Below are 20,702 nucleotides of genomic sequence, written 5' to 3' on the forward strand. Positions count from 1 at the left end.
CAAATGCATTTGTCGGGCCAGTTCCGAGAAAGGGAACAGAGAATGGAGGCGACCTAATTCACTCGTTGCAAAACTTTGACGATATTTTTTAAGCATATCGAACTCGGTAAAACCTAAACAAGGTTCGATTTCTGAGATTTTTTGTATCTTTACCATGTGTTTTTATTTTTAATTACCCCCGTTTTGGCCGTCAAACCGTTTTTTGGGGGGAATGCTTAAAGATACAAAAAAGGCAACTAACTCGCAATGAATTAGTTGCCTTAAATTTTATTATTTTAGGAATATCCCTATATATACGAAACACCGACAGTTTGTATTATTAAAATCAAACTGCCGGTGTCATTATGTTCTTTATAAATGTTTTACTTTAGATTATGTCAATAGTTCGTTGATATAATCATTTGATAATCACCGAAACTACCTTCATCAACAGTCAGAGGTCCATTCAGTGTTATTGTACCTTTACATGCATCAATAGTACCAGTGGCTTGATAGGCGACATTATTATAACCACCAACCCATGCAACACTTCCATGAGCAACAATTTGTTTGGCTACTTTTACGGTATGAGTACTTGTATCAATTGTTAACTTTAGGATACCATCAGGCTCTTCACCTTCAGCAACTCCGTGTATCTCTAGTTCCGTATCTGATGTTTTAACGATTTCTGCCCGATAAGACTCTGCATAAAAATCATTTAATACTACAGGACCGACAAATTCTTCAAGATCCAATTGACATGCAACTGGATATCTGACATTATACGAATAAGCTCTTCCATCAACTTCCCATCCGGTGAAGAGTTTGTTGTTGAAGTCTGAATATTCAGTCCAGCCATATACGATGTAACCGTCCTTTAGAATAGCATTTGTTGTGAAGTATACAATTTCTCCTAGCGTAGGAGCTTCTTTTCCAAATTGTTGATACACGTTGGCCATATCTATTGATATATCTTTAGGGAATTCTTTAATGTTATCTACGATGACTTTTGAAGTTGTTTTGCCATCTACATCGGTGAAAACACATAAGAGTTGCGCATAGTCAAGCATGGAATAATCTCCTTGCTGTTTTGGAATAGATATGGAAACTTTATAATCGCCGTCTGTTACTCCGGCGGAAAGTACTCCATCAGAGTCGGGTGCACGAACGATGTCAATGACTACTCCTTTTTTTACCTGATCTATAGGATAAGGGAGATCTCTATCGCAACTGACTGTCAGCAATGCCCAAAGAGCAGTTGCCATGAATAATTGTATATATCTCATATTCGTTTTTATTTTCATCATTAAATAGTTTATTTATCCCAGAATAAAATAGGATTACTCAAGTTTCTTCCTTCGTTAGTTACGTTAGGATTACGTGTTACTTCCGAACTAGGATACCACATTGCTCTCGGAAAAGCATTGATACCTTTTAGTGGGATGTTTACTGGTCCTAGTTCCGGATCTTGGCTGGTTTTATAAGGAGATTGAGCATACGTTATATTTTGAGGCAATAGGGTAGGATATCCGGTACGGCGTATATCGGTATATGCTTCAACTGGATTAAAGAAGTTTGCAATCCATTTTTGAGTCATGACAATGCGTAACTTTTCTTCATTACTGGTAGCAGTGTCATACTTTGCTAATACTTTTTCTATAAAAGCCTCAATGGATTCATTGCTTATGGCAGGTACATTTGCATCAGAAGCCTTCGCTACTGAATTGACGTGATTTATAGAACGTTTAATTCCTTCTTTAAGAGCTTCTTTTGCATCTCCGTTTGCATTTCCTGTTAAATATAATTCAGCTAAAAGGAAGGGGACAGAATAGGCTTGCAACATCTTTTCTGGTGCTACTCCATTACCGACTTTCGCATCACATTTTCCGCCGTTGCCATTATCATACTTTCCACCACATGGATAAATACCGATAAAAGTAGAAGTTTCCCGCTGATCATTACTTGCTCCAGAAGCATTGGATGCAAAGAATATGGAAACAAAAGCACCGTCACGGTAATCTGTAGCATTTTGCGCTTTATCCCCCGCTTTTATTTGGTTTACCCAGTAATAAGGGATACGTGGGTCTGTGATTCCTACAAATGGGTTATTTGTTACATTTAAGTTCTTTCCACTCATTGTTTCGTAAATCCAAGGACTGATGTAATAAGTGCTTTGACCACCGAGATATTCATCAACATAAGCTTGGTGACGTTCGTCCGGCGTATCTTTGGCTGTATGTTTGAATTCGAAGTCTTCTCCGTCATTCATGAATTTATTCTCAGAAAGCAAGTTGGATAACTTTGTATTCCAGTCTGTTATCTCATTTTTAGCTTTTCTTGATTGCACCAATAACTTCAGTTTTAATGTGTTACCCATTCTTACCCATTTCTCAATGTTACCTTTATATATTAAATCATCATTTGCTGGTTTTAATAAATTAGCAGCATTGGGATCTTGCAGATTGCCTATGGCTTCATCTATAAGTCCAAGTAATGAATTATAAATATCTTGGCTGCGGTCTAATTTGGGAGCATAATTACCTTCTATATCAAATTCTGTATATGGAATATCTCCCCAAAGATCAACGAGATTGGTAAATGCATAAGCTTTCATTAATTTGCCTATTCCTGCATAAATCATGTTATTTCCTTCTTCTGCAGCTTTAATAACAGCATTTGTATTCTTCAAACCATAAGCATAGCCCTGTAGCCAAGTGTTTCCCAAAGTGGAAGTGGCATTAGTTATACCGTAGTTGTCAACTTCACGGGAGCTTAGATGAAAAACATAAGAAGGTAATGATGAACCGATATAGTTACCAGTTGCAAAAGACATGGCTATGTCATATTCAGCTCCGGTTAACACCTTATTCAGTTCCGCACTTGTTGGCTTATTCGGATTATCATTAATATCGAGATATTTCGAGCAACTCGTACAAACAATCAGTGTTGTTGTTAAAGTGTATAATAATTTGATGATTTTCATACTTTCTTTTTTTATTAGAATGTGAGTTTGAGATTAAAGCCATAACGTCTTGTGTTAGGGGCTGAGGTGTAATCAATTCCTTGTACATTTCCGCCGCCATAACTGCTTGCTGTTGGGTCGTAATTAGAATATTTAGGAACATTGGGAGCAAAATACCAAAGGTTGCGGGCTACAAATGATACAGTTGCCGAACCGATGAATGTTTTTGCCAGCCAGGATTTAGGAAGTTGGTACCCGATGCTTAACTCTCTTAAACGGAAAGTTGTAGCGTCATAAACGGTTGCTTCATCTACACCATTAGTTGCAAATGTGGACACGCTGGTACCCGGTGAGAACCATAAGTCAAGCTCCTTCATTTGAACATTGTTGGGGATTTTATTTCCATTTCCGTCTAATAAAGGTTTTTTCGTGGAAGGATCAGCCAAGTATCCTGGTAAGATACGGGAACCATAACGGTCTTCTGTATCTTTGGTAACGCCACGTCCCAATAAGTCAGGAATGTATGAAGTCCAGACGCAACCACCAATTTGTGCATCGAACATGAATGATAATGAAAAACCTTTGTAGGTAAATGTATTGTTCAAGCTAAGTTTGCAATCTGGAGCAGGATCTCCTAGATCACCTTCTTCATCCGCTATAAGATAAGCTCCGGAATTTGGGTCCACTAGATAATTACCTTCTTCATCGCGTGCAAAAACTTGTCCAACTAGCATTCCATAAGGTTTGCCTACTTCAAGAACCGCTTTTGGTGTTGCAAAACCTGTATTTAAAGAAACTCGTTCTACTCCTTCTGCCAATTCTTTTACTTCACTTCGGTTTTGAGTATAAGTAAAGTACATATCCCATTTGAAATCTTTATTTAAAATAGGTATAACATTCAATCCTATTTCGATACCGTGGTTATTCATTTTACCAAAGTTGGTATAATAGCTCCCGTATCCGGTAGAATATGGAAGGCTTAATGGAGCGATCTGGTTAGTGGAATTACGATTGTACCAGGTGAAATCAACATTTACACGGCTTTTTAAGAATTGTAATTCAGCTCCAAATTCAACCTCTGATGTAAATTCCGGTTTTAAATCCGGATCAAACATAGAAGATGGTAATGATAATATTGGTTGCCCGTTAAAAGGTTGTCCCAAAGTGAATGTACCGTTTTTGTAGTATGCGCCGGCATCATTACCAACTTTTGCCCAACTTAATCGTACTTTACCGAATTTAATAATATCTTCATTAATATGAAATGCATCTGTAAATACAAATGAACCTGCAATTGATGGATAGAAGAAACTACGATGATTTCTGGGTAGCGTAGATGAAAAGTCATTACGTCCTGTGATATTTAAGAAAGCATAATTCTTATAATCCAATGTCACATCTCCAAATAATGCCCACAAGCGGGTTCTTGTATATTCTTCTTCCGATGTTTGTGATTCTGTATTATTTATATTATAAACTCCCGGAGACATGATGTTCATACCCTTTGTTAGAGTCTCGTTAGCGGTGAATTGATTTACATTATGTCCCAAAGTTGCTTTCAGCCCCAAATCTTTATGAACCGGGATATTGAAGCGTAACAGTAAAGTTGATTCAATTTCTTGTGTATCATAAGTAGAAACAAGAATACGTCCTTTTCCTCCCAAAGCTCTTGAACCTAAATTTAAAACCTCCTTACGATCCATTTTATAATCATTGATACCAACGCGATAGTCAACTGAAAGCCATTTTGTAATATCATAACCCATGTTTACGTTTGCTATGGTTCTATCCATTTGGGTGTTGATTGTATTATACTTCCATGACCAAATCGGATTATCTGCCTGATCTCCCACGAAGAATAAAGATTTGTGGTCAGGTGTTTCATAAGGTAGTGACATATCCCAGTTACGTCCAAGAATTAAAGCACGTGCAAATGAAGAGGCGCCAATACCGCTAGATTGGTTGTTACCGAACATCGGACCATTTTGTTCGTTTCTTGAAAAAGCAACATTTCCTCCGATACGTACTCCGTTGGCCAAAGTCTGGTTTCCACCGATACTGATAGAATAACGACTAAAGTCTGCATAAGGTATGTAACTGTCCTGATCCATTTTGGATAAAGTTGCAGTGAAATTACCGGTTTCGGTATATCTGTTGAAGTTTAATGAAAGATCATATATTCCTCCCAGATCGAATAGATCTTTGACATTGTTTTTATACGCTTTGTAAGGTATAGTTTTGGGAAGATTCGGATAGGCTTTTCCATAAGCATTAGCTGCATATATACTCAAGGGCACCTCTGTTACATCTGTGAAAGCCGCTCCCCAAGAACCATTTGCACCCCCTGGAATAAAATCATTACCTGTACCAAAAGAATTTTGATATTCAGGCAAACCTGCTATTTGTTCGATTGTGTAAGATGCATTCAAGGTAATTTCCATACCTTTCCCGGCTTTTTTCTTACTTTTTGAACCCGTTTTTGTTGTGATGAGTACGACACCATTGGCGGCGCGTGAACCGTACAAAGCGGCAGCTGCTGCACCTTTCAATACATTCATTGATTCAATATCATTTGGGTCAAGCGTAGAAATACCACTACCATAAGCACCACCAGCGTCAGTAGCTTGATTTGAAGAGGCAACCTCCGTATTGCTATAGGGAACACCATCAACTATATATAATGGTTGGTTATTGCCTAGGAATGATGAATTACCACGAATAGTCATACGTGTGGCTGAACCGGCAGCACCAGAGGGTGAATTAATCGAAACGCCGGGTATTTTCCCGTCTAAAGAACGTATTAAGTCCGGCTCTGCTTTTTGAATAGCTTCATCTGCATCAACTTTGGATACAGAATAGCCTAATGAACGTTCAGCTCGTTGAATTCCAACTGCTGTTACCACAATCTCATCAAGTTTCTGAGAATCAGACTTTAGTACAACTTTCAGATTCGGTTTTATAACCACTTCCTGTGTCTGCATACCAATATACGAAATCTGCAAAGTCTTTGCAGAACTTGGTACATTCGACAAATTAAAATTACCATCTACATCTGTGATTGTACCTTGAGTGGTACCTTTTACCAACACAGAAGCGCCAACAACTGGCTGCCCGTCTTCTTCAGAAATCACAACGCCTGTGATTTTTTGAGTTTGGGCAGTTACCAGGCCTATGCCCACAAAAAGGCATGCCAATAACAGCATTAATTTTCTTTTCATAAATTCTCTCTTAAAGTTTAACTTTACATTATTTGTATCTTTACTCTAACAATTTGCAAATATATTAATAAAACTGAAACTAACAATTATATTAATAAAAAAAGGTTGCAAATATAACATTTTGTTATTTTGTGTGCTGTATTTATGTCGATAAGCATGTTTTTTCTTATTAAAAGCGTTGATTGCCAAAATAGCTAGTAACACTTTGTATGAGCAAAATGCATCTTTTAATATTTCTTTTACTCGTTTTTAGTCATAAAACACCTTTAAAAGCTATTCTTTTTGCTTTTTTCGTGGAAAAGCGAATAAAAAAGTGGCATTTAATTTAAAGTTTTGTGAATACTCGGTTATTTGGAGATTTGTTTTTTTTAGAGATATTAATGCTTATTCGTCTCTGATATAGCACAGAATTACGTCTAATTTGTTCTATTATTAATTTAAAAATGAAAGTATGGAAAAGATCAGTTACAACCTTGTGTTTAACAGAAAGAAGAGATTGAATAAAAAAGGAATGGCGTTAGTACAGGTAGAGGCCTATCTGAACAGAAAAAAAATGTATTTCTCCACCAAAATATATCTCAAACCCGATCAGTGGGATGCCAAACGAAAGATGGTGAAGAATCATCCTAACGCCAATGTTTTGAATCGTATGTTGTATGAGAATATAGCAGCTATTGAGCATACTGAACTTGGATTATGGCAACAAGGAAAACCAATATCGCTAGATTTATTAAAGAATTCGATTGATAAGCCTCTAAGTAACGGGAGCTCATTCTTAACTTTCTTCAAAGAAGAAGTAGCTAATTCTCTTTTGAAAGAGAGCACCAGACAAAATCATCTTTCCACCCTTGAATTACTTCAGGAATTTAAGAAAGAGATATTATTCACCGATTTGACATTTGAATTTGTGTCCTCATTTGATAATCACCTGCAGTCTAAAGGCTATCACCTTAATACCATTGCCAAGCACATGAAGCATCTAAAACGATATATTAACGTTGCTATAAATAAGGAATATATGGATATACAAAAATATGCTTTTAGAAAGTATAAAATTAAAAGTATAGAGGGAAGTCATACGCACCTGGCTCCGGAAGAGTTATATCGCTTTGAAAATTTACAGCTAACAGGAAGATATACGAGGCTACAAAAAACAAAAGATGCTTTTTTATTTTGTTGCTACGCAGGGTTACGATATTCTGATTTCACCAGTCTGACCTCCGCAAATATTGTTGAATTCCATCAGGAAACCTGGATTATATACAAGTCTGTTAAAACTGGTATTGAGGTACGTCTTCCTTTATATTTATTATTTGAAGGCAAAGGAATCGAGATATTGCAACGCTATAAAGATGATCTTGACAGCTTCTTTAAGTTAAAAGACAATTCTAATATCAACAAAGAATTGAATTTATTAGCAGGCTTGGCGAAAATAGATAAACGTGTGTCATTCCACACCGCCCGGCATACAAATGCCACCTTATTATTATATAGTGGTGCCAATATTACTACGGTACAAAAGCTATTAGGACACAAAAGTGTGAAGACTACACAGGTATATGCAAATATAATGGATATAACAGTGGTACGTGATCTTGAGAAAACGGCCTCATCAAAAAATAATAATAGGTACAAAAGCTAGATGAAAGTGTTCTGTTTTTAAGATTTAGTTTTAGAAATGGAGGGTCTAATTTTCTCTAATAGAAAGAAAAGTGTATAATTAAATGAAAGAATATGCAATATCAGTTTCAAAAACGCATATACATAACCTAAATACACATCGTTATTACGAATATTATCACTCGTCCCATTTAAAGGAATAAAGTGTTCCTTTAAAAGGAACGGGTCATTGGTCGTAGAGAAGCCCTTGCTTTCTTTAAAAGGAAAGGATTAAAAGTTAATTTATAACCCTGATAGCCTCTAATAGCTATTAGAATCCGGCATTTGGGGTTCTTTCATTTTGGCGTCAGATAAATGATAAATACTTCTTTTTACATAATTAGATGTAATTACACAATCTCTTTGATACAGAAAAAGCATATAACCATCCAATATGAATATTCATCAATCATATTCTCTGCGATTTTGGAGAATATTTAAATCCACCCCTGCATATTTTAAAATATACAGTAATAAAATATGCATTTTTTCATCTGGAGTTTTTCTTTTTCTTAGATTATCGTTTGCTAATGAATATATTATTATAGTCAATAATTATTGGATATAATTTAGAACAATAAAACCATCTTCAACAGTTAAGATGGAAATAAGTTTTAGCTTATATCATATAAGATAAGAACTTAAATAATTAATAAATAGATGGTTATGCCCTATTTTTGATAGAAATCTGGTATCATAAATCTGCAAATTAATACGTTTGGTAGGTATTTAACATATTGATAATCTGCATAATAACGGCAACGAAAGATTTATTGCCGAAGGAAAGTAAACATCGTGTATATTATTAGTAATCAAGATATTATAGTTGTATTTAGTTCTGCAAAGACTTTGCAGATTTCGTATATTGGTATGCAGACGCAGGAAGTGGTTATAAAACCGAATCTGAAAGTTGTGCTAAAATCTGATTCTCAGAAACTTGATGAGGTTGTGGTGACTGCGATGGGGATTAAACGTTCTGAAAAGTCTTTGGGATATTCAGTGACAAGTGTTAAAGGTGATGAAATAACCAAGGCACGTGAAAGTAATGTTTTAAACTCTTTATCAGGTAAGATCGCAGGTGTACAGATTGGACAGTCGTCAGGTACTGCAGGGGGAAGTTCTAGTATTCAGATTCGTGGTGCTTCTTCTATTGGTAGCGTGTCGTCTCCACTTTTTATTGTTGATGGTTTGCCTATTGACAATGGGGCGTTCAATCCGGACAGAACTAATGGCATTGTTGATGTTGGAAACCGTGCAGGAGATATTAGCTCGGATGATATCGAGTCTATTAATGTTTTAAAAGGGGCTGCGGCAACTGCATTGTATGGTGCGCGTGCGAAAGATGGTGCTATCGTAATAACTACCAAAAAAGGTAGTCGCAATTCGCAGGTATCTGTTACAGTTAATTCTTCCACACGTTTTGAGAATGTTTTGAAACTGCCAGATTTTCAAAATGATTACGCACAAGGAAGTTATGGCAAATATAATGTAAAAATGTTGAATGGTTGGGGGCCTAAGATATCTTCTGTGCAAGATCAGACATTTGCAGATTTTAAAGGAGAACAGGTTACTTTGCAAGCATATCCTGATAATGTAAAAGATTTCTATGAGACAGGTATGAGTTATATAAATAATGTCGCAATTGCTGGTGGTACAGAACGTTCTGATTTTAGAATCAGTGTCTCTACTACTAATCAGACAGGGGTGGTGCCCGGATCCGATTATAATAAATATGCTTTTGCCGTTAATGGTGGTATGAATTTCACCAAGAACTTCACAGGGCGAGTTTCAGCACAGTACATCCGCTCTGATTCGGAAGGACGGCCTGCTCAGGGATCTAATGATAATAACTTGCTCATTCCTTTGATAAACGGAATGCCGCGTACGGTAAATATCAACGATGTGAAAAACAATTGGATTGACGAATACGGTAAGCAAATATCACTGGATCCGGAAGGAAAGAGTAACAATCCGTATTGGATAATCAACAAGAATAAATTTACTAATCAGTTGGATCGTCTTATCGGCAATATTGTTTTGACTTATAAACCGATAGAAGGACTGACAATCTCGAATAATGCAGGAACTGACTTTTATACAGAAACCAGATGTAAAGTATATTCGAAAGGGACAATTGGTAATCTTGAAGGACAGTTCCAGACATGGGATCTCTATAAGCGTATTTTGAATAATGATTTGATGATATCGTATGAGAAAACATTTGCGGAAGATTATGGAGTAAAAGTAATGTTGGGACACAATATATATCAGGAAGACTGGAGAAATAATAATGTGTTGGCGCAAAATCTGGTTGTAGATGAATTGTATGCATATACTAATGCTAAGACAACGAGTCCGGTAAATTATACCTCTAAGAAACGGCTGGTTGGTCTTTATGGAGATATAAGCTTCAGTTATAAGAATATGGTATTCTTGGATGTGACAGGAAGAAATGACTGGTCATCTACATTACCTGTAAATAACCGTTCTTATTTTTATCCGTCAATTAGTGGTAGTTTTATTTTTACAGAATTGATGAAGAATAAGGATGTTTTGAGTTATGGAAAATTGCGTATGAGTTATGCTAATGTCGGTAGTGATGAACAACCATACCAGTTGGCGTTTCAATATACTCCGGTTAATTCTTATTTTTTGCAGTATAATTTAACGAATGTTTTCCCTCATAATGGATTAGTCGGATTTACAGGTCCTCGTGTATTGCCGAATGAGAATCTTAAACCACAAAATCAGGCATCGTTTGAGGTAGGTACTGATTTACGTTTTTTCCAAAATCGTATTCGTTTAGACTTGACTTATTATAAAAGTGTAACTAAAAATCAAATCGTAAGCATTGATGTTCCTTTGTCCACGGGGTATTTTGCCAATAATATTAATGCGGGAAAAGTATCTAATAAAGGGATTGAAGTAGCATTAGGAGTTACCCCTGTACAGACTAAGGATTTTAAATGGGACTTGGAGGCTACTTTTGCAAAAAACACCCAGAAAGTTGATGAGCTGGCAGAAGGGTTGGATGAGTACTCGCTGACTAGTGGATTGAGTGGATTGCAGATAAAAGCGGAAGTTGGTGGTTCGTTTGGTCTGTATGGTACAGGTTGGAAACGTGATGATTCGGGCAATTATGTTATTAACGAAAAGACAGGACTTCGTGAAATTGTAAACAATGTGCGTTTGGGAGATGTTTACCCGGACTTTACAATGGGTATTAATAATACGTTCTCTTACAAAGGTTTCACATTGAGTTTCCTGATAGATATTCGTCAAGGTGGTTCTCTTTACTCTGAAACAGTGGGTACTTTACGTACTACCGGACTTGCTGCTGAAACTGCTGCCCATCGAGAAGATGCGTCGTTTATTGAACCGGGAGTCATCTTACAATCTGATGGAACTTACAGAGCTAATGATGTGCCAGTTAAAAGTATGCAAGATTATTGGGGGCATGTGGCAAAATCAAGTAATAATGAGGGTAATATTTTCGATGCTTCATATGTTAAATTACGTGAGTTGAACTTTTCTTATAGTTTTCCTAGAAAATGGTTCAGAAGTTTCTTTGTCAAATCTCTTGATTTAGGCTTTGAGGCTCGTAATCTTTGGATTATAAAAGACCATGTGCCTCACATTGATCCGGAAGCAAACTTTTTTGGACCTGCACAGATCGGTGGGGGAGTTGAGTTCAATAGTATTCCGACAACAAGAAGTTTCGGATTTAATATTAGATTGACATTATAATAATTATCAAAGAGAAATAATATGAAAAATAAAAGATCAATATATACTATAGCAATCATATTTGCATGTGCTATTTTGAGCTCATGTAGTGATTGGTTGGATGTTAATCATAATCCAAATTCTGCGGAAAAGGTGGATCCCGGATATTTATTCAATTATGCAGTAGTGAATTGGGCTGGTAGTCGTACCGGAGGAGATGCTTACATTCCTCTTTCTCAAAGTATCCAGTGTCAGGCAGACGGCGGCGATGATTATGGGGGCTGGGCGGAAGGTTATTATGTCATAGATCCATATAGCCTTGGTAATACATGGAAGCATTACTATTCTGTTGGAGGTAATAATTTGCAGTTAGCTATCAAAAATGCTCAAGAAGCTACTCCTGTCAATCATAATGGAATTGCTCAATGTAAAATTATTCTAGCTCAACATATTTATGAGACAACAATGATATGGGGAGATATTCCATTTACAGAGGCTTGGGTAGAAGGAGTTAAGTATCCAAAATTTGATTCTCAGGAAGTAGTTTTGAATGGTGTAGTAAGCTTGTTGGATGAAGCGTTGAATGAGATCAACTTGGATGATCCTTTGGCCATTACTGATTACGATATTTTTTATAAAGGTGATATGCAAAAGTGGATTCGGTTGGCCAAATCTTTAAAATTCAGAACTTTAATGACAATGGTGGATAAAGATCCTACGAAAGCAGAACAGATTGGAAAGTTGATAAGTGACGGTGGTATGATTAGTTCGGCTGATGATAATCTGCAGTTCCCATATTTACAGACTGCAGGTAATGAAAATCCTAAATATAAAATATTGGAGAAGTATACAAATGGCATCAATATTATGTTTTTTGCAAATAATAATGTATTGAAGCCTATGCAGGAACGTAATGATTCTCGTATTTCCAGATATTTTGAACCGGGAGCTGACGGGCTGTATCGAGGCTTGGATACTCGGCAGGCAGCAGAAGAAACTGATGATGAAAATGCGGATTTATTATCTTCCGTTATAAGTAAGTATCTTTTTAGAAAAGAGGCACCTGAATTAATTTATTCTTATCAGGAACAGTTGTTTTTTGAAGCGGAAGCGTATGTACGTGGGTTGGGAGTAACTTCTAATTTGGTGAAAGCTAATGAATTATATAAGAAAGCTATTCAAACAGCTTGTGATTATTATGAAGCGGATCCGGTAAAGACAACTGAATTTATTGATGCTTTGGATGATTTAAACACATTGGAACCTGATAGAGCTTTATATGAGATTCATATTCAGCAATGGATTGATTTGATGGACAGACCGTTGGAAGAATTTGTACAGTGGAGAAGATCAGGATCCAATGGTAATGAGGTACCTGTACTTACTGTGCCGACAGAAGCTACTTCTCGGGAACTTATTCGTAGATGGGAATATAGTCCTGAGGAAATGACTGCTAATCCTAATGCACCCAAAGAATCTCCTAAAATTTGGGAAAAGATGTGGTTTGATTTATAGATTCTAAGGTGATAAATGATACGAAAAAGAGGACAATAAAACATTGTCCTCTTTTTTTTTGTTATATTTGCGCTCACATTATTATATATTAGAAGTAAAGAATGAAAGAATTTGTAATATCCGAAGCCAAAGTAGAGACAGCAGTGCTTGTCGGACTCATCACACAAACGCAGGATGAGCGTAAGACGAACGAGTATCTGGATGAACTGGCTTTCCTTGCCGAGACGGCTGGGGCGGAAGTAGTGAAACGATTTACGCAGAAGTTGCCGACAGCTCATTCAGTGACTTATGTCGGAAAAGGAAAGTTGGAAGAAATCAGACAATATATTCGTAACGAAGAGGAAGAAGAACGTGAAGTAGGAATGGTCATCTTTGATGATGAGCTTTCTGCGAAACAGATTCGTAATATTGAAGCCGAACTGAAAGTGAAGATACTGGACCGTACTTCACTGATCCTTGATATATTTGCAATGCGTGCACAGACAGCCAATGCGAAGACGCAGGTAGAGCTGGCACAATATAAATATATGTTGCCGCGTTTGCAGCGACTTTGGACTCACTTGGAACGCCAGGGAGGAGGTTCCGGTGCCGGTGGCGGTAAAGGTTCCGTGGGACTTCGTGGTCCGGGTGAAACACAGCTCGAGATGGACCGCCGTATCATCCTGAACCGTATGTCATTATTGAAAGAACGTCTGGCGGAGATTGACAAGCAGAAAGCTACCCAACGAAAGAATCGCGGACGCATGATACGTGTTGCACTGGTTGGTTATACCAACGTGGGAAAATCAACCATGATGAATCTTCTCTCCAAGAGCGAAGTGTTTGCAGAAAACAAGCTGTTCGCGACTTTAGACACCACTGTACGCAAAGTGATTATCGATAATCTACCGTTTCTGTTGTCAGATACGGTAGGATTTATTCGCAAGTTGCCTACCGACTTGGTAGAATCTTTTAAATCTACCCTGGATGAAGTGCGTGAAGCAGATCTGCTTGTACACGTAGTCGATATTTCCCACCCCGGATTTGAGGAACAGATTGAGGTGGTGAACAAGACACTGGCAGAGATTGGTGGCAGTGGCAAACCTATGATACTTGTATTTAATAAAATAGACGCTTACACCTACGTGGAGAAAGCGCCGGACGACCTTACCCCCCGAACAAAGGAAAACTTAACACTCGAAGAACTGATGAAGACGTGGATGGCAAAAATGGAGGATAACTGCCTCTTTATTTCCGCCCGCGAACGAATCAATATAGACGAACTGAAAAATGTAGTTTATCAGCGAGTGAAAGAATTACATGTTCAGAAATATCCCTATAACGATTTTCTTTATCAGACCTACGAAGAAGAGGAAGAATAAACGGGAGGGATTTATGATTTATGATTTCTGAATTATGAGTTGGCTGTGCGATTATGACGGACAACATCACAGTTCATAAATCATGACTCATAAATCATAACTCATAAATCATTTAGTATATGAAAGACTATCGTAGATTGACTGAAGATGAGGTACTTCAGTTGAAGAGCCAGTCGTGTCTGGCCGATGATTGGGGAAATGTATCAGTGGCAGAGGGCTTTAATTGTGAGTACGTTCATCATACCCGTTTCTCGGGTGAAGTGAAACTGGGGGTATTCGAATCAGAATTTACATTGCCAGGGGGAATCAAGAAACATTCGGGATTGCGTCATGTGACGTTGCATAATGTATCAGTGGGCGATAACTGTTGTATTGAGAATATCCAGAACTACATTGCTAACTATGAGATCGGTAGTGATACTTTCATTGAGAATGTAGATATTATTTTAGTGGATGGATTAAGCACTTTCGGTAATGGGGTAGAAGTGGCTGTCTTGAATGAAACAGGAGGTCGTGAAGTGTTGATGAACGACAAACTGTCTGCGCATCAGGCATATATACTTGCGTTGTACCGCCATCGTCCCGAACTGATTAACCGTATGAAATCCATTGCGGATTATTATTCCAATAAACATGCTTCTGCTGTCGGCAGTATTGGCAATCATGTCATGATTCTCAATACAGGTTCAATCAAGAATGTCCGGATTGGTGATTACTGCCATATCTGTGGAACTTGCCGCTTATCCAATGGAAGCGTCAATAGTAATGTGACAGCGCCTGTACATATCGGTCACGGGGTAATTTGTGACGACTTTATTATCTCTTCCGGTTCAAAAGTGGATGACGGTACGATGCTGACCCGTTGCTTCGTCGGGCAGTCCTGTAAATTGGGACATAATTATTCCGCTTCCGATTCTTTGTTTTTTAGTAATTGCCAAGGAGAGAACGGTGAGGCATGTGCTATTTTCGCAGGTCCTTTCACCGTGACACATCATAAATCTACTTTGCTGATTGCCGGAATGTTCTCGTTTATGAATGCAGGTTCGGGATCCAATCAGAGCAACCATATGTATAAGTTAGGTCCTATCCATCAAGGAACAATGGAAAGAGGAGCGAAGACCACTTCTGATTCCTATATCTTGTGGCCGGCACGTGTCGGAGCTTTCTCTTTGGTAATGGGACGTCATGTCAATCATGCCGATACTTCTAATCTTCCTTTCTCCTACCTGATAGAGCAGCGGAATACGACTTATCTGGTTCCGGGAGTCAACTTGAGAAGTGTAGGTACTATCCGTGACGCACAAAAATGGCCGAAACGTGATAATCGTAAAGACCCGAACAGGCTGGATTATATCAACTATAATCTGTTGAGTCCTTATACCATTCAGAAGATGTTCAAAGGGCGTTCCATTTTGAAAGAATTGAAACGTGTGTCCGGTGAAACTTCAGAAATCTACTCTTACCAGAGTGCTAAAATCAAGAATTCTTCTTTGAACAATGGAATCCGTTTTTATGAAATTGCTATCCACAAGTTCTTAGGAAACTCCATTATAAAACGACTGGAAGGCATTAACTTCCAGAGCAATGAAGAAATCCGCCAACGCCTGAAACCCGATACGGAAATTGGTATCGGCGAATGGGTAGATGTTTCCGGGTTGATTGCTCCCAAGAGTGAGATCGACCGATTACTGGATGGTATTGAGAAAGGAGCAGTCAATCGTTTAAAGTCCATCAATGCAAGCTTCGCGGAAATGCACGAGAATTATTATACTTATGAATGGACATGGGCTTATCATAAGATTCAGGAATTTTATGGCTTAGATCCGGAAACGATAACAGCGCAAGATATCATCGGTATCGTGAAAGCCTGGCAGCAAGCTGTTGTCGGATTGGACAAGATGGTATATGAGGATGCTAAGAAAGAATTCTCGTTATCTTCCATGACCGGATTCGGTGCTGATGGCTCTCATGACGAAATGAAGCAGGACTTTGAGCAAGTACGCGGTGATTTCGAAAGCAATACATTTGTGACTGCGGTGTTGAAACATATTGAAGATAAAACGGCTCTTGGAAATGAGCTCATCGAGCGAATCAAAATGATTGATAAAACGGAAATAGTGTAGCGAGTCAAAAATAAGTAGATAAATAAATGAGAATTTAGGGGCGTAGCGCCCCAACAAGGTTTCCATTCGGCATGTTATCGTTTTAGACATACCCTAAAGGGTGGAACTGTATCTCTTTCAGGGAATACCGAATGGAAACCTTGCTCCGGCGCTACGCCGGTAAATGGGAATTTATCGGTTCTTACAATTATATATTTATTGGGGTGCCCTGAAAGGGCTTAATTATATAGCGTAGGGCAACGCCCTACGAAAAAAGCACACCAGCCACAAGCCCTGAAAGGGCGGAACTGTATACAATTATGCCCTTTCAGGGCGCAAATTCAGATTGTCGTTTTTTCGTAGGGCGTTGCCCTACGCTATATAATTAAGCCCTTTCAGGGCACTCCGCAAAATAATCATTTATTGACCTACCTATTTTTATCCTACAATGTTTTATTTCTCAATTTTTAATTCTCAATTCTTAATTTATCATTACCTTTGCCACACTAACTAACATTACGTAATAAAATAAGAAACTTATGGCAACACCTCTGTTTAAGTATCAGCCCATGTTTGAAAAGGGAAAAGATACAACTGAGTATTATCTGCTTACAAAAGACTATGTATCAGTAAGCGAGTTTGAAGGAAATCCCATCCTGAAAATTGAAAAAGAAGGTTTGACTGCGATGGCTAATGCTGCTTTTCGTGATGTATCATTCATGCTTCGTCGTTCGCACAACGAACAAGTTGCTAAGATTCTGAGTGATCCGGAAGCAAGCGAAAACGATAAGTATGTGGCGCTGACTTTCCTGCGCAATGCAGAGGTTGCTTCAAAAGGCGTACTTCCATTCTGCCAGGACACCGGTACTGCTATTATCCACGGTGAAAAGGGACAGCAGGTATGGACTGGATATTCTGACGAAGAAGCGCTTTCACTGGGCGTATATAAAACATACACTGAAGAAAACCTGCGTTATTCACAGAATGCGCCTCTGAATATGTATGATGAGGTAAACACCAAATGTAACCTCCCTGCACAGATTGACATCGAAGCTACCGAAGGTATGGAATATGAATTCCTTTGTGTAACAAAAGGTGGTGGTTCTGCCAACAAGACATATTTGTATCAGGAAACAAAAGCGATCCTGAATCCCGGTACATTGGTTCCGTTCCTGGTTGAAAAGATGAAAACATTGGGGACAGCCGCTTGTCCTCCTTATCACATCGCTTTCGTAATCGGTGGTACTTCTGCTGAAAAGAACCTGTTGACAGTGAAATTGGCTTCTACTCATTTCTATGATAACCTGCCGACTACCGGAAACGAATATGGTCGTGCATTCCGCGATGTCGAACTGGAAAAAGAAGTATTGGCAGAAGCTCACAAGATTGGGTTGGGAGCACAATTCGGAGGTAAATATCTTGCTCACGATGTACGCATCATCCGTCTGCCTCGTCATGGTGCATCTTGTCCGGTAGGTTTGGGCGTATCTTGCTCTGCCGACCGTAACATCAAATGTAAAATCAATAAGGAAGGTATCTGGATTGAGAAACTGGATTCAAATCCGGGTGAACTGATTCCGGCTGAACTGCGTCAGGCAGGTGAAGGTGATGTTGTGAAGATCGACCTGAACCGTCCGATGCCTGAAATCCTGAAAGAACTGACTAAATATCCGGTTGCTACCCGTCTGTCATTGAACGGAACGATTATTGTAGGTCGTGACATCGCTCATGCTAAACTAAAAGAACGTTTGGACCGCGGTGAAGACTTGCCACAATATATTAAGGATCATCCTATTTATTATGCAGGTCCGGCAAAAACTCCGGAAGGCATGGCGTGTGGCTCTATGGGGCCTACTACGGCAGGACGTATGGACTCTTATGTAGAACTGTTCCAAAGTCATGGCGGCAGCATGGTGATGTTGGCAAAAGGTAACCGTAGCCAGCAGGTGACAGATGCTTGTCAGAAATATGGTGGTTTCTATCTTGGTTCTATCGGAGGTCCGGCAGCTATCCTTGCACAGAACAACATCAAGAGCATTGAATGTGTGGAATATCCGGAATTGGGAATGGAAGCTATCTGGAAGATCGAAGTAGAAAACTTCCCTGCATTTATCTTGGTAGATGATAAGGGTAACGACTTCTTCAAACAGTTGAAACCGTGGAATTGCAAAAAATAACCGGTTGATACCTGTTGGGATAAAACTGTAGGAAGAGGCTGTAAATGCCTTGAATTAGGGATATTCAGTAAATGTTCCTCTTTCTAAAAAATCAAGAGAAAAGCTTTGCTTTACGTGAGCTTTTCTCTTGATTTTTTCGTTCAACTCTCCCAGTCTTCTATCTTTTTTGTAGAATATTGTTTACATATTCTTATTTTTTCCTTCCCACCCATGCATTATGTACATGTCTTTTTTAGGGGAAGTTAAAACCTCTCCTGTTTTTCCTGTTATTTTAGTTAGTCGTCCCTTAAAAAGTACTCATCTGCGGGATATTGCAAGAAAACAGTGTCCCGCAGATTTTTTCAACAAGTAGCCAAAGAACCCTCATGGCTCTTTTGAAGTTGTACGCTGCTGCGGCTAAGAGCAGATTGACAACATCCCCGAACACACCTTTATAAAAGTTGCGTCCTAAACGAAAGTCTGATTTCAAATGCCCGATAGTCGGCTCTATTCCTGCACGCTTGCAGAATAGCTTATGTTTCTTCTTGCGTGTGTAATAACTGTCTTTCCTGTTTGGAACATCGGGTATCAGTATCCCGGTGCCGCCCACCTCTTTCTTTCCTCTGTACCCCCTGTCCCCGGCCAACTTCCTGATCTTCTTTCCGGTAATGCGTTCCACCTGCCTGAGGGATTCTTCAATGGTATGCCCGTCATATTCATTCCGGAAAGACTTGGCACCCAGTATGACACCGGTAATTGAGCGGACGATTGAAACCTTGTTGCCGAACTCGTATTTCTTATGTTCTTTCCCCTTGCTGATACACTGCACCTCCGGTTCATGCAGGGAATAGATTTTCCCGGGAGAATTGCGCTTCTGTGAAAGCACCCGCTCAAAGAGGTCGAGCAGGGAGTCGTAGCCGTGGTTTTCTTTCAGGTTGCGCCTCAGTTCCCTGACAAGCCTTCCCGCAATGGTGCGCAGCCGCTTGTCCGCTTTCAGGGCCTTGCCACGGTTCTTGGGGTGGTTACGGAAACGCTGGTCACGGTAGATCTTCTTGAGGACAAAGGTATAGCTCTGGCGCAAAGGAAGCCCTAAGGATTTTACGACAGACAACACTTTGCGGACTATCTTTTTATGCAACTTCGCATCCGTGGGATAAGTCACGTTCTTTTCCTGTACCGTGGAATCGATGAAGGCCGTGCAGTGATGGTCCGGGCCGTCGTCCTCCTGATTGACGCGGATACTTTCTGACAGAATCAGTTCCATGCCATTTTCTCCGACACGCTTACGGAAGTGTACCAGTTCGCTTGCATTGCAGGGATAGGAAGGCGTGAATTCCAACATACCGCAAAAGTACTGGTAATAAGCATTCTCGCTCCATTGTTCAACAACCGATTCATCGGACAGGTTACGCACGTGCTTAAGAATCAGAAGTCCGCACATCAGGCGGATGGGTTTGGCCGGACGACCGTTGACGGCACAGTATAGCGGGGAGAAAGCTTCTTCAAAACGGCGCCAGTCTATCTTATTGGCAAGCAGGTATAAGGGATGCCTGGGATTCAGCTGGTCTGTCAAAGAGCTGAACAAGGAGGGCTGAGGGGTGGTCTTGTTTATCATAATAATCTGCAAGTTTTCAACCATAAAGATACAAAAACTTGCAGATATATCAAAGCAATTTATATATTAATATGTTGATTATTAGGCGTAAAAGCACATTCTAAGGGGCGACTAGTTAGATTATGCTGCCTTTCTTTTTTTCTTTTCGACCTTTTCTATCATACATACCGCATTGGCTGTATGTATCCCAAAGAAAATCCAAAGTACTTCCGTTTTCCTGTTTCTAGCTTTTATCCTGGCCAGTGAGTAATGTTGTTTCTGCGTTCCAAAACTTCCTTCCAGGCGGGTAGCTCTTTCACGGCTGAGTTCCGACCGTAAGATTTTCCGAAGCGGCTCATCTTTGGCAGCTCTGCCCTTACGCTTAAAGGAAGTACTTATATGATATTTTGTACAAAATTTCCGGTTGGCA

At 39.1% G+C, this 20,702-nt stretch carries 10 protein-coding genes and 2 pseudogenes; 6 read left to right on the forward strand and 6 right to left on the reverse strand.

Translation table 11 applies throughout. The features are described from left to right. The 4 genes and pseudogenes from BSAG_RS16925 to BSAG_RS16910 form a co-directional block, all read right to left on the reverse strand. Positions 1-156, reverse strand: a pseudogene (locus BSAG_RS16925) (DDE transposase); the annotation flags it as partial. A gap of 221 nt (positions 157-377) precedes the next feature. Beyond that, positions 378-1,265, reverse strand: a complete 888-nt coding sequence (locus BSAG_RS16920) for a hypothetical protein (protein ID WP_008997396.1) — start codon at positions 1,263-1,265, stop codon at positions 378-380. Between the two features lie 29 nt (positions 1,266-1,294). Beyond that, on the reverse strand, positions 1,295-2,962 hold the full coding sequence (locus BSAG_RS16915) for a SusD/RagB family nutrient-binding outer membrane lipoprotein (protein WP_004314568.1): 1,668 nt from the start codon (positions 2,960-2,962) through the stop codon (positions 1,295-1,297). A gap of 14 nt (positions 2,963-2,976) precedes the next feature. Beyond that, positions 2,977-6,159 carry a SusC/RagA family TonB-linked outer membrane protein gene (locus BSAG_RS16910; protein ID WP_008997397.1) on the reverse strand — a complete coding sequence of 1,061 codons (3,183 nt, stop codon included), beginning with the start codon at positions 6,157-6,159 and terminating at the stop codon, positions 2,977-2,979. Between the two features lie 451 nt (positions 6,160-6,610). Between BSAG_RS16910 and BSAG_RS16905 the strand changes: the two genes are divergently transcribed. The 6 genes from BSAG_RS16905 (at position 6,611) to BSAG_RS16880 (ending at position 18,699) form a co-directional block, all read left to right on the forward strand. Further along, entirely contained in the window at positions 6,611-7,801 is a 1,191-nt protein-coding gene (locus tag BSAG_RS16905; protein WP_004315066.1) for a site-specific integrase, read from the forward strand. Between the two features lie 812 nt (positions 7,802-8,613). After that, positions 8,614-11,565, forward strand: a complete 2,952-nt coding sequence (locus tag BSAG_RS16900; RefSeq protein ID WP_008770688.1) for a SusC/RagA family TonB-linked outer membrane protein — start codon at positions 8,614-8,616, stop codon at positions 11,563-11,565. 21 nt (positions 11,566-11,586) lie between these two features. Then, positions 11,587-13,059, forward strand: coding sequence for a SusD/RagB family nutrient-binding outer membrane lipoprotein (locus tag BSAG_RS16895; protein ID WP_004315612.1), 1,473 nt, complete (start codon positions 11,587-11,589; stop codon positions 13,057-13,059). 101 nt (positions 13,060-13,160) lie between these two features. Continuing rightward, positions 13,161-14,420, forward strand: a complete 1,260-nt coding sequence (gene hflX / locus BSAG_RS16890) for a GTPase HflX (protein WP_004315613.1) — start codon at positions 13,161-13,163, stop codon at positions 14,418-14,420. Positions 14,421-14,539: 119 nt separating this feature from the next. Then, on the forward strand, positions 14,540-16,543 hold the full coding sequence (locus BSAG_RS16885) for a DUF4954 family protein (RefSeq protein ID WP_004315614.1): 2,004 nt from the start codon (positions 14,540-14,542) through the stop codon (positions 16,541-16,543). A 518-nt stretch (positions 16,544-17,061) separates the two neighbouring features. Further along, a complete protein-coding gene (locus BSAG_RS16880) occupies positions 17,062-18,699 on the forward strand; it encodes a fumarate hydratase (protein WP_004316947.1) in 1,638 nt (545 codons plus the stop codon). A gap of 286 nt (positions 18,700-18,985) precedes the next feature. On the opposite strand, the gene BSAG_RS16875 is transcribed toward BSAG_RS16880, so the two are convergent. Continuing rightward, positions 18,986-20,293 carry an IS5 family transposase gene (locus BSAG_RS16875; protein ID WP_008771523.1) on the reverse strand — a complete coding sequence of 436 codons (1,308 nt, stop codon included), beginning with the start codon at positions 20,291-20,293 and terminating at the stop codon, positions 18,986-18,988. A 120-nt stretch (positions 20,294-20,413) separates the two neighbouring features. After that, positions 20,414-20,702 (reverse strand): annotated as a pseudogene (locus tag BSAG_RS16870) (DDE transposase); the annotation flags it as partial.

Source organism: Bacteroides sp. D1 (assembly GCF_000157095.2).
In the GTDB taxonomy this organism is placed as follows: domain Bacteria; phylum Bacteroidota; class Bacteroidia; order Bacteroidales; family Bacteroidaceae; genus Bacteroides; species Bacteroides xylanisolvens.